Source organism: Crocosphaera watsonii WH 8501 (genome assembly GCF_000167195.1).
GTDB lineage: Bacteria > Cyanobacteriota > Cyanobacteriia > Cyanobacteriales > Microcystaceae > Crocosphaera > Crocosphaera watsonii.
Genome location: NZ_AADV02000100.1, coordinates 1 through 14,360 on the forward strand (window position 1 = coordinate 1; position 14,360 = coordinate 14,360).

12 protein-coding genes and 2 pseudogenes are annotated in these 14,360 nt (G+C 35.8%); 7 read left to right on the plus strand and 7 right to left on the minus strand.

Annotated features, from left to right (window positions below):
* Window positions 1–462: pseudogene (locus CWATDRAFT_RS22960) on the plus strand (IS1634 family transposase); the annotation flags it as partial.
* Between the two features lie 211 nt (window positions 463–673).
* Here CWATDRAFT_RS22960 and CWATDRAFT_RS22965 read toward each other — a convergent pair.
* The 3 genes from CWATDRAFT_RS22965 to CWATDRAFT_RS22975 all read right to left on the minus strand — a co-directional run bounded on the left by CWATDRAFT_RS22965 (window position 674) and on the right by CWATDRAFT_RS22975 (window position 2,519).
* Entirely contained in the window at window positions 674–1,486 is an 813-nt protein-coding gene (locus CWATDRAFT_RS22965) for a beta propeller repeat protein (protein ID WP_007307264.1), read from the minus strand.
* Between the two features lie 93 nt (window positions 1,487–1,579).
* Window positions 1,580–1,972, minus strand: coding sequence for a hypothetical protein (locus tag CWATDRAFT_RS22970; protein ID WP_007307263.1), 393 nt, complete (start codon window positions 1,970–1,972; stop codon window positions 1,580–1,582).
* Between the two features lie 190 nt (window positions 1,973–2,162).
* Entirely contained in the window at window positions 2,163–2,519 is a 357-nt protein-coding gene (locus CWATDRAFT_RS22975) for a hypothetical protein (protein WP_007307262.1), read from the minus strand.
* A gap of 131 nt (window positions 2,520–2,650) precedes the next feature.
* Here CWATDRAFT_RS22975 and CWATDRAFT_RS22980 point away from each other — a divergent pair, with 131 nt between their 5' ends.
* Window positions 2,651–3,643, plus strand: a complete 993-nt coding sequence (locus CWATDRAFT_RS22980; RefSeq protein WP_007307252.1) for an AraC family transcriptional regulator — start codon at window positions 2,651–2,653, stop codon at window positions 3,641–3,643.
* 50 nt (window positions 3,644–3,693) lie between these two features.
* Here CWATDRAFT_RS22980 and CWATDRAFT_RS22985 read toward each other — a convergent pair whose 3' ends face one another.
* Window positions 3,694–4,143, minus strand: coding sequence for a nitrate reductase associated protein (locus CWATDRAFT_RS22985; protein WP_007307261.1), 450 nt, complete (start codon window positions 4,141–4,143; stop codon window positions 3,694–3,696).
* Window positions 4,144–4,274: 131 nt separating this feature from the next.
* On the opposite strand from CWATDRAFT_RS22985, the gene gcvT reads away from it, so the two are divergent.
* The 4 genes from gcvT to CWATDRAFT_RS36740 all read left to right on the plus strand — a co-directional run bounded on the left by gcvT (window position 4,275) and on the right by CWATDRAFT_RS36740 (window position 8,555).
* Window positions 4,275–5,369 (plus strand): glycine cleavage system aminomethyltransferase GcvT, encoded by a 1,095-nt coding sequence (gene gcvT / locus CWATDRAFT_RS22990; RefSeq protein ID WP_007307253.1) that lies wholly within the window; start codon window positions 4,275–4,277, stop codon window positions 5,367–5,369.
* Window positions 5,370–5,527: 158 nt separating this feature from the next.
* A complete protein-coding gene (locus tag CWATDRAFT_RS22995) occupies window positions 5,528–6,913 on the plus strand; it encodes a DUF2079 domain-containing protein (protein WP_042712213.1) in 1,386 nt (461 codons plus the stop codon).
* A gap of 117 nt (window positions 6,914–7,030) precedes the next feature.
* The gene (locus CWATDRAFT_RS36735) at window positions 7,031–7,894 is read left to right on the plus strand and encodes a calcium-binding protein (protein ID WP_007307255.1); all 864 of its coding nucleotides are present in this window, start codon (window positions 7,031–7,033) and stop codon (window positions 7,892–7,894) included.
* Complete coding sequence (locus tag CWATDRAFT_RS36740; RefSeq protein ID WP_007307256.1) at window positions 7,875–8,555, plus strand: calcium-binding protein; 681 nt, start codon at window positions 7,875–7,877, stop codon at window positions 8,553–8,555. Before CWATDRAFT_RS36735 ends, CWATDRAFT_RS36740 begins: the two co-directional genes overlap by 20 nt.
* 116 nt (window positions 8,556–8,671) lie before the next feature.
* Here CWATDRAFT_RS36740 and CWATDRAFT_RS23005 read toward each other — a convergent pair whose 3' ends face one another.
* From CWATDRAFT_RS23005 to ppsA, 3 genes are all read right to left on the minus strand, one after another.
* Entirely contained in the window at window positions 8,672–9,019 is a 348-nt protein-coding gene (locus CWATDRAFT_RS23005; protein WP_007307260.1) for a hypothetical protein, read from the minus strand.
* Window positions 9,020–9,091: 72 nt separating this feature from the next.
* Window positions 9,092–9,310, minus strand: coding sequence for a DUF2949 domain-containing protein (locus CWATDRAFT_RS23010; RefSeq protein ID WP_007307259.1), 219 nt, complete (start codon window positions 9,308–9,310; stop codon window positions 9,092–9,094).
* A 314-nt stretch (window positions 9,311–9,624) separates the two neighbouring features.
* Window positions 9,625–13,293, minus strand: a complete 3,669-nt coding sequence (gene ppsA / locus CWATDRAFT_RS23015) for a phosphoenolpyruvate synthase (protein WP_007307258.1) — start codon at window positions 13,291–13,293, stop codon at window positions 9,625–9,627.
* A gap of 434 nt (window positions 13,294–13,727) precedes the next feature.
* Here ppsA and CWATDRAFT_RS23020 point away from each other — a divergent pair.
* A pseudogene (locus CWATDRAFT_RS23020) lies at window positions 13,728–14,360 on the plus strand (IS1634 family transposase); the annotation flags it as partial.

Below are 14,360 nucleotides of genomic sequence, written 5' to 3' on the forward strand. Positions count from 1 at the left end.
AGAGATAAGTAGAAAGACTAAAGAAGCAGGAAAATTATTTTAGCAACTAACTTAGTAGAGGAAAATAAATTAGAAGCTAGTGAAATTCTGATAACTTATAAAAACCAGCAATCTACGGAAAGAGGATTTCGATTTTTGAAAGATCCCTTATTTTTTACTGATAGTTTCTTCGTTGAAAAACCAGAAAGAATAGAAACAATGTTATTTTTAATGTCTTTGTGTTTGTTGATTTATAACTTGGGGCAAAGAGAATTAAGAAATTGTTTAAAAAGAGTCAAAAAAGGAATGAATAATCAAGTAGGGAAAGTAACATTGCGTCCGACTTTGAGGTGGATATTTCAATGTTTTCAAGGTATTCATTATGTGATTTTAAACGGAGTTAAACAAATTGTCAATTTAACAGAAGAAAGGCGTTTTATATTGAGTTTATTACCTGCATCTTGTCAAAGATATTATCTATAAATTGAATTGGATAAAGCAAAAATAATAAAAGAATAAGAGTCTAATGATATCAAATGAGAAGAGGAAACTCTCCTTCGTTTGTGCTGAGTCTTGCTAAGTTTTCAATGAGTATAAATCTTCTTAATTTGATTATTTTTCCTAAAAATTTAATGAAAAGAGAAATATTCTTGCCCAGGTATGATTTTCGGACTTTTTAAAACTATGTATTTTTTTATACTACATTTTGAAGTGCGGAATCTGGGTTAGAGACAAAAGACCAATTTACCCCTAAATCATCGGAACGATATAACCCTGCTTTCGTTTCTGAGTCAATTAAACCATAAACACGATTAGGATCAGCTTGAGACATAGCAATACCAATGCGTCCCATTTGTCCTGCCGGCATTCCTGTATTACCACTAATATCTTCCCAGGTATCGCCACCATCAAGCGATCGCCAAAGTCCACTTTCTGGACCCCCTGTTTTTGCACCCCAAGTTTTGCGTTCAAACTCATACATGGCGGCAAAAATAACGTTAGGATCGCTAGGATTAACAATTAAGTCGATACATCCAGTATTTTCACTCTTAAAGAGGACATTTTCCCAGGTTTGACCCCCATCTTGGGACCGAAAAACCCCCTTTTTTTTGTTAGGGCCAAAACCATGACCCATGGAAGCAACATAAACCACATCAGGGTTATCAGGATGGAGTCGAATTTTAGCAATATGACGAGCTTCTTTTAAACCAATATGTTGCCAAGTTGCACCACCATCGGTGGTTTTATAGATCCCATCTCCCCAGGATGCACTATTACGGATTTGAGGTTCACCTAAACCCACATACATAATATCGGGGTTCTGCTCAGAAATAGCGATCGCACCCACTGAACCCATATTAAATTGTCCATCACCCACGGGTATCCAATATTGACCAGCATCTTCGGTTTTCCAGAGTCCCCCGGAAGAATGACCATGATAGAAAACTTGTTTATCAGTGGGATGGCCGACAACACAAGTGCCACGGCCCCCCCAGAAATGGGCCAATATTACGCCATTTTAAGGTTTTAAAATCACTAGCTCTTGTCATAATAGATCTTGACTATTTTGTGAGTAAAATTTCGATGGTCAAATTAATTCCTAATGAAGAGAGGCAATAATTTTTAACCTCAGAACTCTCATGACTAAATAAGTAACGATAAAGGCCATGAGTTCTAAAAAGAAACCTTTTAGAAAAAGTCCATAGATAAATTCTGCAATTAATAAAGCAGGGAAAATATCAACCCCAATAAATTTAGGCGATCGCAAAAAGCTACTAATGGTCTCTTTGTATTGGGCAAAGCTTTTACCCATTAATAAAACTAAGGACAAATCCAAACTATTTAAAAAGAGTAGAAACAGAACTAACTCTTTACTGAAGGATTTATGACCACTAAATAGTCCCAAATAAGCTGCAATAAGGGAAATACCCAGTGCAATTAAATCAGGAGTAGATAAATTATCAGAAAAGCTAAGACGCAAACTATTTTTCATGGTTCTATAACCTCTCTCAAACTAAACAACTTAGATCCAATTTATAGCAATCAGTAATGATTTATGAGATTGTCGAGATCCCCCCTAACTCCCATTAATGATCCCCCCTTTAGTTCCCCCCTTACAAAGGGGTGTTAGGGGGGATAAGTTTCAACATTAATTCTCACAACTGAAACCTGATTACTATCTATCAATTACTGACACTAGGTCTACCATATTGAACATATAATAGTTGGCGTAGGTTTTCACACCGTTCTTGAGTTAATGGTTCCCCTAAATAATCACCATTTTCAGCGGCTTTTTTATAGACAAGAGCTTTCACTTTGTCCCCACTGGATAAACGGTTAAAATCTTCTAAGGTTTTCAGGGCTAAAATGTTATAACGTCCATTGTCATCTTCTGTCATAAAATTCCCTCGACAATAGTTCATGGCCCCTGCATTCGCCCCTAATTTTGCTTCCTCAGAAAAAATGTCAGCAACAGCATAATCATTGCATAAAATTGATACCAAAGAAGCAGTCAAAGCAAAAATTAATGATTTTTTCATCTTTCAACTCATTCCTGACTGGTAATTTTTGGTCAGCAAAATTAAGGATCTCACACTCACAGATAAATGTCTTTACCCGATCACGCCAATTTGCTAAAATTCCTTAAAATAATAAATATTAATACACTAAATTGAAAACTGCTGTGAAAGCCATTCCTTTAATTCGTGCCAGTCAATTAGAACCTTACCTAACTTTTATGGATAAAATTGGAGCTAATAGTAACAAATTTTTAGAACAATCTAAAATTAGGGTTGATGTTTTAAATACTCCCGAAAAATTATTACCAGAATATCAAGTTTGGGATTTTATTGAGAGAGCAGGAAAAGGAAATGGTTCAGCTATTGAATTTGGTTTACACACAGGAAACGAGGGAAATTTTGATTTTGTTTTGGGGTTAATGTACCCTAGTTTAACCGCTTATGATGCTCTAAATCGTCTTTGTCTATTCACCAGATTACACAGTTCTCAAGCTAATTTATGGTTATCTGAAAAAGGTTCTGAAATTTGGTTTTGTCGTCAAGGAATTCCAGAAATTGCCGTTGGACAAAAGGCAGTAGAAGCTTATACATTAATGTTAATGATTAATTTGGTTCGCTACACGACTGGTTTAAAACATTGGCAACCGTCAAAAATTTGTTTACAAATGAAACAAAATTCTAGTATTAAACAATTTAAACCTTTACAAAATACCGAGATTAAATATAAACAAAAATTGACAGCGATCGCAATTGATTCCACTCTTTTAAGTTTAACTCAAACCTCAACAGATTCCCCCGATCTTTCTTCTCCTATAAATTTATCGACTCCAGCAAGAGATTTTGTTGGTTCTCTCAGACAAGTCATACAATCTTTATCAAGCAATAATTACCCTAATCTTAAGGAAGTTGCTGACATTACAGGGATGAGTTCTCGAACCTTACAAAGACGATTAAAAGAAGCAGAAATAAGTTACACCGAAATAATTAATCAAATACAATTTGAACTAGCAAAAACCCTACTTAAAGAATCTAATCTTACCCTTAGAGAAATTTCCGAAGCGTTAGGATATTCAACACAAGGCCATTTTAGTCGTGCCTTTAAACGTTGGACAGGTATCACTCCTCAATTGTTTCGTCAGCTTTAATTTCCTTAACTTAAAGTAATTCAATAAATTCATCTACTGTTAAACCAGAGTTATAAATTAAACTCCTCTAAAGCAGGAAAAAAGTTACTATTTTCATGACTAGGACGACTTAATTTAATTAGAGCAAATCTTTGTAATGGGGTCAGTTTATCCCATTTTTCTAGACTAATTTTTTTGTTAAATTCTGTTGCTTTTTCTTGAATTTCTACAGGAATATGCTCACTATTAAACCAAGGGGGATTATCATCAATGGGTAAACTTTTTGCAGGAGTTCCTGTTTTTTCAGTAACTAATGTTTCTAAAAAATCTCGATATATTTTTACTTCTTCTTGAGTTTGACAAGCCATATTAATTAATACTTGTTTTTCTTGGGAAGTAAACTGATTCCAGTGCATTAATTTTAATTTAACCCCACAAGTATCTAACTTGAAACGGACAATCATCGGAATACAATGTAAAGACTCGATAAATTCTTGTTCAAATCGAAAAAAATGATCCATGATACTTAATAATTAAAAGAATAATCCCTCAATTAAGTTTTGTCGTAGCAGCCTAAAGAGCAACTTATTTAAAAGCTAAATTGTGCCGAAATTACGCTAAAATGGAACTCGCTGATTATTAATAAATTCCCGTGGCTAATTCTCTTTTGCGCACTCCTTTATACGATCTCATTGTAGAACAGAAAGCGAAAATGACAGCGTTTTCTGGTTGGGAAATGCCGGTACAGTTTACTGGGCTAAAGTTAGAACATCAAACGGTAAGGAACGAGGTGGGAATGTTTGATATTTCTCACATGGCTAAGTTTAGCTTGGAGGGAGAGGGTTGGCTTTCTCTCTTACAGTCTCTTGTTCCTTCGGACTTGAGCCGTTTAAACCCTGGTCAAGCTCAATATACCGTACTATTGAACCCAGATGGGGGCATTATCGATGATATTATCGTTTACTGTCAAGGGCCAGATAAAGCTGTGATTATCGCTAATGCAGCCACTAAAGATAAGGATAAACAGTGGATATTATCGCATTTAGGGACACACAAGGTTAATTTTAGCGACTTATCTCCAGAAAAGGTTTTATTAGCCGTACAAGGTCCCCAAACGGTGGAAAAATTACAGCCCTTCGTAGAAGCGGATCTAACGCAACTATCTTTCTTCGGCCACATAGAAACCCAGGTATTAGGATACCCTGCTTTTATCGCTCGCACGGGATACACTGGAGAGGACGGTTTTGAGGTGATGATCGCCTCGGAAGGTGGACAAGAGTTATGGCGATCGCTAATTGAAGCCAATGTCTCTCCTTGTGGTTTAGGGGCCAGGGATACCCTACGTTTAGAAGCAGCTATGTGTCTCTATGGACAAGATATCGACGATCGCACCACTCCCTTAGAAGCTGGTTTAAAATGGCTGGTGCATTTGGATAAAAAAGAGCAATTTATCGGGCGAGAGGTATTGGAAAAACAAGCCACAGAAGGGGTTAAACGGCGTTTAGTGGGCTTACAAATGGAAGGACGACATATCGCCCGTCATGACTATCCGGTGGCTTCTGGGGGCAAAATTGTCGGGGAGGTGACAAGCGGTACTATCGGACCCACATTGGGAAAGGCGATCTCTTTAGCTTATCTTCCTACTGAGTTAAGCAAAAAAGGAACAACTGTTGAGGTAGAAATCAGAGGAAAATTGTACCCTGCGAAAGTAGTTAAAAAGCCTTTTTATCGGTCGGAAAATCGTTAATTAGTATGAGTTTGGAGTTAGGGGTTCGGAGTTCAGAGATCAATGATTTATAAATGAGCTTACACTTAGATTGGTTTAAATCAGGAACTAGATATAATCAAATCTATCTTTATGTAGAGACGTTTCATGAAACGTCTCTACTGTCTTTTAAAGTGGAAATGATGAAAATTCCTCGTTTACTCTGGCTAATATTTGGTATTAGTAGTTTAGTTTTATTTTTTTGTGCAAGTTTACGTCATTGGTTATTTCAATCTAATGCCTTAGATTTAGGTTGGTTTGATCAATCTCTTTATCTAATTAGTCAAGGAAAACCCCCCATTGTTTCTTTTTCTGAGGATCATATTTTAGGGGATCATGCTGCTTTTATTTTTTATCCTTTGGCGTTATTTTATATTATTTATCCTAATGTGCATTGGTTATTTTTAGTCCAAGCAGTGGCTTTATCTTCTGCTATTATACCTTTATGGTTATTGGCAAAGCAAGCAGGTTTAAAAGATAATTTCTCTTTAACTATAGTTGGAGTTTATTTACTCTATCCTTTGATTTTTAATGTTAATTTATTTGATTTTCATTCAGAAGTCATTGCTTTACCAGTAATATTTTGGGCAGTATTGGCAGCGAGAGCAAAGAAGTTTGTACAGTTTATTATTGCTATTGTTTTAATTTTAAGTTGTAAAGCAGTTTTATCTTTAACTGTTGCAGCAATGGGAGTCTGGTTATTATTTTTTGAAAAAAGAAAAAAGTCTGGATTGATATCATTATTTCTTGGTGTATTTTGGTTTATTATCACCACACAATTAATTATTCCTCGCTTTAGTGGGGATGAAGTAGCTGCGGTGGGACGTTATTCTTTTTTAGGGGACTCGGTAACAGAAATCATCACTAATTTATTTTTACAACCTAATATTATCTTGAGCCGTGTTTTTACTTTAGCCAATTTAGAATATATTATCTTATTATTTATTCCTGTTATTTGGGGCTTAAATATTCGTTGTTTAACACCTTTAGTTGCTGCTATTCCTTTTTTAGCTCTAAATATATTAACAGATTATCAGCCACAAAAAGATTTAGTACATCAATATTCAATTGCTATTTTACCTTTTCTGTTGTTGTCAGTAATCGCAACTTTAGTAGCACAGAAAGGATTAATTCGCAACCCTAGATATATTATTATTTGGTCACTCATTGCCTTTTTAGCGTTAGGAAAGTATGGTTATTTTACCTCTCGATACTTAGAACAAATAGAAACAACATCAGCTATGAGAGAAGCAGTTAAATTAATCCCTGGCGAGGTAAAAGTCTTAACTTCACCACAGATATCTCCTCATTTAACCCATCGTACTGTTATTAAATTAGCTATCAAAGATCGAGAACCAATTGATATAGAACAGTTTGATTATATCTTACTGAATACTCGTTATCCAGGATGGGAAAACTCAGAAGAGACTGTTACTAATTTATTTGAAAAATTGAAAAATAATAACAATTATAAACTTAAATATGAGAAAGATGGTGTTATTTTATGGACTAACTATCGAAATTAGTTAATGACTACAATATTGATTCGTCTATGTATAGAAATATACATAGACGAATTTTCTCCTTGTTTGTAAAAATATGTTAAAGTTAAAACAGATAAAATGTAAACTTTTGTAAAAATCATGGATGAATTAATATTTAACTTGGATGAATTAGTTTTGGTTCCCACCACACCTATTCTTGTTCCTTTCTATCACCCTATCTCAGGGACCCCTGGGGATGACTTTCTCATCGGAACATCCAAGAATGATTTTATTAGTGGTTTGGATGGTGATGATGATATTTTCGCTTTAGGTGGAAACGATCTCGTCAGAGGTGGTGACGGAAATGACTACATCAGTGGAGGGGATGGAAACGATCTTCTCTATGGTGATGGAGGGGACGACACTATCAGTGGTGGTAACGGCAATGACACGTTTTATGGTAGCGAGGGTGATGATATCTTTGAAGGAGAAGCCGGAAAAGATACAGTCAACTATAGTTCTTTAGGTCAATCTATCACTCTTCTTCCCACAGGAATCATTCAAAAAGGTGGTGGTTTTGGCACTGATACCCTAGTGGAAGTCGAAAGAATCATTGCTGATGCTTCTGCTAGTAATAATACCATTGATACCTCTACTGCTGGGGCGCCTGTTTCTGTCAATGTTAATTTACAAAATCAAGCATTAACGGTTAATAATATTCCCTTTGTTGGTACTTTAACTCGAACTGTTATCAACTTTGATGATTTCATAGGAACTAATCAAAGCGATACCATTACTGGAGATAGTCAGGATAACCAGTTAATTGCTAATGGAGGGAATGATACCTTTTTTGGAACAGGAGGAAATGATTTAGTTGACGGTGGTTCTGGTAATGATACAGTTAATTATGGTTCTTTGGGTCAATCTATTACTCTTTTACCCACAGGAACCGTTGAAAAGGGTAGTCTGGGAACCGATCAATTAGTGTTGGTGGAAACCATTATTGCTGACGCCTTCTGTTAGTAATAATACCATCGATACTTCTAGTGCAGGAAGTCCTGTCTCTATTAATGTTGATCTTAATACCAATACCCTAAATGTTAATAATATTCCTGTTGTTGGTCCTTTGAGTCGAACGGTTATTAACTTTGATAACGTCGAAGGAACTGATCAAGGTGATAGTATTTTTGGTTATAATCAAAGAAATCGTCTTTTTGGTAATGGAGGTAGTGACATTATTGATGGAAGAGGTGGCAATGATTATCTAGAGGGAGGAACAGGAAATGATACTATTTTAGGAGGAGATGGTAACGATATTTTAGTTGGTGTTGATCGTAATAGTGTCCAACCAGGATTGAACGAAGTTGATTTTTTATTGGGAAATGCTGGTCAAGATACCTTCTGGTTAGGAGATGCTGGTAGTTTATTGCTTACTGGTGATGCTACATCTTACTATGTGGGTAATGGTGCTTCTGACTATGCTTTTATTGCTGATTTCCAAACAGGAACCGATAGAATTCAATTAGGAGGTAGTAAGAGTGACTACTTATTCCAAGGTTCCAATATTTTCACCCAGAGTAATGATTTAATTGCTATGGTTAATGGAGGCTATCAACATAGTGATTTAGTTTTTGTTGACTCTTTTCAAATAGTATCACCTCAGTTACCTGTTCTGACTGTTTAATGTTGTAATTTTTGATAATACCTTTGTAATATTAGGGGATAAAATGTATATATTGTTAGTCTAACTTTGATACTATATTCCCTCTATTTTTTTCATCATTGTTGTTATAATTTCAGTTACAAAAAAGAATCTTCTACCATCACATCCATAGGAGTACCAGTTCCTGGTGGGGGATAAATTCTAATTTTTGCTGTATTACTTAGCATTTGTAAACTATCAGCTAATAAGGGAAGAGATTTTAAAATTTGCCAATTTAAGGAATTATTAGGACAAATAACCACTAAAAATAATCCTTTTCTTCTAATCGTGATATCCCATCCGCATTGCTTTAATACATCTTGTATAATTGGATCACAATTATTGTAAAATATTTCGCCAGTAACTTCTTCTAACTCCCAAGAAAGTTCACGGTAAATAGGGTCTAAAGAAGGTAAATCATCAGGAGGTAAGCAGGGTGTAGTCATAATCAACATTCTCACTAATTTATTAAACTAATGTCTTAACTAAGACTCGAAAAAATTAACCAATTAAGAAAGTTAATAACTTAATTCAACGTCGTTAATATCTCGTTTATCTATCCAATCTAAAACTTCATCTAACTGTTGTAAATCAATTAATCCGTATTGCCAAAGTACCATGGGAAGAGAACCCATAGAAGCTTCTGTAAACTTGACAGCCATTTTTAAAGCATCAGTAGGAATAGCTAGTTTATGACGTAAATATTCGAGGAGTGGAGTCTGTAAGTCGCTGGCCATGATTTTTTCTCTTACTATTAATTATTTAGTCTTTTTCAATTTTCTAGTCTTGATTGTAGGTTAATAACTTGGTGAGTACAGCCGAAAAAACACGGCATTACCTACGGATATAATTCAAGTATCCGTAGTTTTACTCGGTAGTATTATTGTTTTAGGTAATTTTTTGTTTTACAAAGATACCCCTCGATGGAAAAATCTAACGCTGATACTCAACAATTACAGATTTTCAAAGCTTAATTGCTTGCCCACTCTTTGCTTTCACGGATTTAAAACTGTTTTTTAGCATAGTATATCCTGGAGAACCCAAATTCACCCTAACCTTTCTCAACTTCTGCAACCATTAACAAGGTTTTCAAGACAGAATCAGGGTTTAAACTCATGGAATCAATTCCCAATTCTACTAAGAATTTAGCAAACTCTGGATAGTCGCTAGGTGCTTGACCACAAATGCCAATCTTACGGCCTTTTTTCTTAGCAGTTTCTATGGCTAATTTAACCATGCGTTTCACCCCTTCGTTGCGTTCATCAAATAATTGTGCAACTAAGGCAGAGTCCCGATCTAAACCTAAAGTAAGCTGAGTTAAATCATTAGAACCGATGGAAAAACCATCAAATACATCTGCAAATTGATCAGCTAAAATGACGTTACTAGGTAACTCACACATTACATAAATTTGCAACCCATTAACCCCTTGTTTAAGTCCATTTTTAGCCATCTCTGCAATTACTTTTTTGCCTTCTTCTGGGGTGCGACAAAACGGAATCATGGGGATAACATTCACCAAACCCATATCATCCCGTACCGTTTTCATGGCCTGACATTCTAAAGCAAATGCTTCACGATACATAGGATCATAATAACGAGATGCACCGCGCCAACCAATCATGGGGTTATCTTCTTTCGGTTCAAATCCTTGTCCACCTAATAAGTTAGCATACTCATTAGATTTAAAGTCAGACATCCGTACAATGACAGGTTTCGGATAGAATGAAGCTGCAATTGTTGCCACACCGTGAGCTAATTTGTCGACGAAAAATTGCGGTTTATTATCATAGCGTTTGGTCAATTCTGCAATCTGTTCCTTAACCGCTTCATCCTCTAATTCGTCAAACTTCATCAAAGCCAAAGGATGGGCTTTAATATGGTTGGCAATGATGAATTCTAACCGAGCTAAACCTACACCTTGCGCTGGAATATTAGCTAAAGAAAAGGCTTTTTCAGGGTTGCCCACATTCATCAAAATTTGCGTTCTGGTGACAGGTAAATTATCTAAAGGAGTTTCTTCTACTTCAAAAGGTAATAAACCATCATATACCCTGCCCTTTTCTCCTTCTGAACAACAAACGGTGATTTCTTGACGAGTTTTGATTTTATCGGTCGCATCTCCACAACCTACTATTGCAGGAATTCCCATTTCACGAGCAATAATTGCCGCGTGACAGTTACAGACAACAACAGGGGTATATTTAGCCGTAAAAACGACATAATTATGGTGTTCAGCAACCGTAATATTGTAAACATCTCCGTCACTTTTTTCCCCTACTTGAATGACACGCTGCATTCTCGTATCGCCGTCAATAAGTTCCTCAAATTCTCCCATTTCACGGAGTTGTTTATCAGAAATCAAACAATTATTATCCTGACGGAGTTTAATTTGTCCTGTTTCTTGATTTTCAAACAATTGACGAGTGGCAAAAAAGCGAGTTTGAATAGTTCTTGGTGTAACTTCCCCTTTAACTCTTTGGGTGTAGCGTAAAATTACCTCTAGTTTTTCTACAATTTGCAGATGATAAATATTGCGGTTTTTAGTAACTTGAGGAACGGTATTCATTTTCAGACAAGCAATAATTACAGCTTGTAATAAGTTCTCTTCAGAAATATAGATATGAAGGCGGTTCTTATGATAACAACCATCTCCATCAATAACCCCTCCTAAGAAATGATAGGAAAGTTCAGCTTCATTTTCTAGAAGCAGTTGCGTGATGTTATTTTCCCTTTCTTTGACATCATAGGCGATCGCTTTAGAATGAAGTCGATAAGCAGTTGCTTGTCCTGTAACTTTTTGTCCCCGAATATAACTAGAAGAAACAGGCTTTATGTGCGCAGTAAAAGACTTACCATAAAGACTATTAGCCAAATCATTCATTTTGCTAATGAATGCCTGTTTCTCAGGGACATCTTTTTGAATAAACTGGACTTCTCCACGGGTTGAACTGGTATAAATTGAACCATCTGTAATGATTCCCCCTAAGAAATAAGCCAGATCCGCTTCTTGATGTTTATTGTTACCTAACGAGGGAATTGTTTGAGCAACTGTCAACATTTCTTGTTGCTTCAATAGGTCTTGAATTTCAGTTTTTGTGTACTTTCCTCCTCGTAAATTGACCATTTTATGGTCAGGGGTTAGACGTAAAGTATTATCGGTTATTCTTCCTGTTTGTGAGACACTAATATCAATCATTTCAGACTGACGTTTCATAGTATCTAAAATGGGTTTCCACTCAATTTTATGGGTTTTCGTATTAAGTGATAAAGTAGATAACCCTTCATATCCCTGTTCGTACACTTGACGCAACGTCATAAACCCTTGATTAGTCAGGATTTTTGTCTTACCATCAAAGCAAGTTCGACCCCCTTGGTTAGTAACGATCGCACTGGCTTTTTTCATGATCGGTTCCCAGTCGGGATCGGTGCGGTTGGTAACGAGAACTTCCCCTGGTTTAAATTGGTCAATTTTACTGGCTTCCAGGATAACACGGGCTTCTCCTTGACCAATGGAGGCACCCACACTGCGTCCCACAGCAACAACGGTACTATGGTCTTGTAATTTATAGGTTTTCAGGACATTAGCGGCTTTTTGGGATTGTACGGTTTCTGGGCGGGCCTGGACAATATATAGTTCTCCAGTGCGTCCATCTTTTGCCCATTCGATGTCCATGGGGGTATAGGTCTCCCTGACTCGGGAGTAATGATCTTCGATAATACAAGCCCAGTTTGCTAGTTTTAAAATCTCTTCATCATTTAAACAAAATTGTTCTTGCTCTTCAGGCAAAACGTCCACATTTTTAGTCAGTTTCGATCCCCCTGTATCGTAGATCATTTTAATAGCTTTAGTGCCAACCCGTTTTTCTAGAATGGGACGATAACCGTCTTGTAAAGTGGGTTTAAAGACATAATATTCGTCCGGGTTAACGGCACCTTGTACCACATTTTCTCCTAACCCATAAGCTGCGGTAATTAAAGCAGCATTTTTAAATCCGGTTTCTGTGTCAATAGAAAACATCACACCGGCTGAAGCTAAATCTGATCTCACCATCTTTTGTACCCCTACGGAAAGGGCCACGGCAAAGTGATCAAAACCGTTATGATGACGATAGGAAATAGCGCGATCTGTGAATAAAGAAGCGAAGCATTTATGACAAGCTTCTAACACACCTTTAACACTATGAATATTGAGGTAAGTTTCTTGTTGTCCTGCGAAACTTGCTTCTGGTAAATCTTCGGCTGTGGCACTAGAACGCACTGCCACATCAAGATTCTGGGTTTCTATTTTACATTCTTCCCTGTATTTTTCCTGGAGTTTACTGCACTCATGACTATAGCGATCGCAAAGCATTTTATAAGCTTCAATGATGGCTGCTTCTAATTCTTTTGGGAAAGGAGTATTTAAGATTAAAGATCGGGATAATTGTCCTCTTTCTTGTAAGTTGGTAACATCATTAACATCTAAATCAGTAAATAAATCTCTTAATCTTGACTCCAATCCTGCCGATTCGATATAGTAACGATAGGCATGAGCAGTGGTAGCAAATCCTGTGGGAACATTAACCCCTTTAGGTTGTAATTGTTGAATCATTTCCCCTAAAGACGAGTTTTTCCCTCCCACCAAATCAACATCTTTGCTACCGACTTCTTCAAACCAAAGGATGAATGCTGTTTCTCTTTTCACCGTTGGTGTTATTTCATAGGTCGTTGTTATCATAAACTTTTAACCCTAATTCCTTAATTCTATTTTAACCAGTTCTATTCCTGATGAGTAGCGTTGTTAATTTTTATCAATAAACTCTATTTTTTGTTGACTTTATCAGGAAAATATACTAAAAAACTGTGATCAAATATTAATTTGGTCACAGTAACAAAAAAAATGTAAAAGAAGAGAATTAGGGAACTAACTGAACCGGAAACCCTTGGTCTCGTAGAACTTCAGCTGTTCCTCGTCCGGGTTGATAATTGTAACCCCATTGACCACTATCATGAAGAATTTGGGGAGTTAATAACCCAGATTCCGCACTTCAAAAAGTAGCATTAAATACTACAAGCCTGGGTTTAATAATTAAGTATAATTGCTTAAGCTCTTGAAGACAAAAAAGTGGGATAATTGCTTAAGTTGTTTCCTCTGTAAAAAAAGAGCGAAAAATGTCTTATTTAGAAGAAATACAAGTTAAAAATTTAGACCATTTAGGGATAGTAGCTGGTTTAATTGATGAAATAGGAATAGTCAAAATAATTAATAATAAATTAGGAATAGATGTTAGAGAAAAAATCTCAGCAGGTACAGTAGTTAAGTCTATTTTAATCAATGGACTAGGATTTGTTTCAAGACCTCTATATTTATTCAGTCAGTTTTTTCAAGATAAAGCCATTGAGAAATTGTTAGGAGAAAGAATTAAACCTGATTACCTTAATGATGATAAAATTGGGAGAGTAATGGATGAATTATATAAATATGGACTAAATGATATTTTTATTGAAGTAGTTTTAGAAGTAATTAAAAAAATTAAAATAGACCTTAAATACTCCCATTTAGATTCCACATCATTTCATTTAGATGGAGAATATAAAAGGGAAGAAGATAAAGAGAAACAGGAAGAAGAAAAAATTATTAAAGAAAGACCAATTTTTATTAAGAAAGGATATTCTCGGGATCATAGACCAGACTTAAAACAATGTGTCTTGGATTTAATAACAAGCCAAGATGGAGATATTCCATTATTTGTGAGAGTAGGAGATGGAAATGAATCTGATAAAGCTGTATTTGGAAAAGTTTAG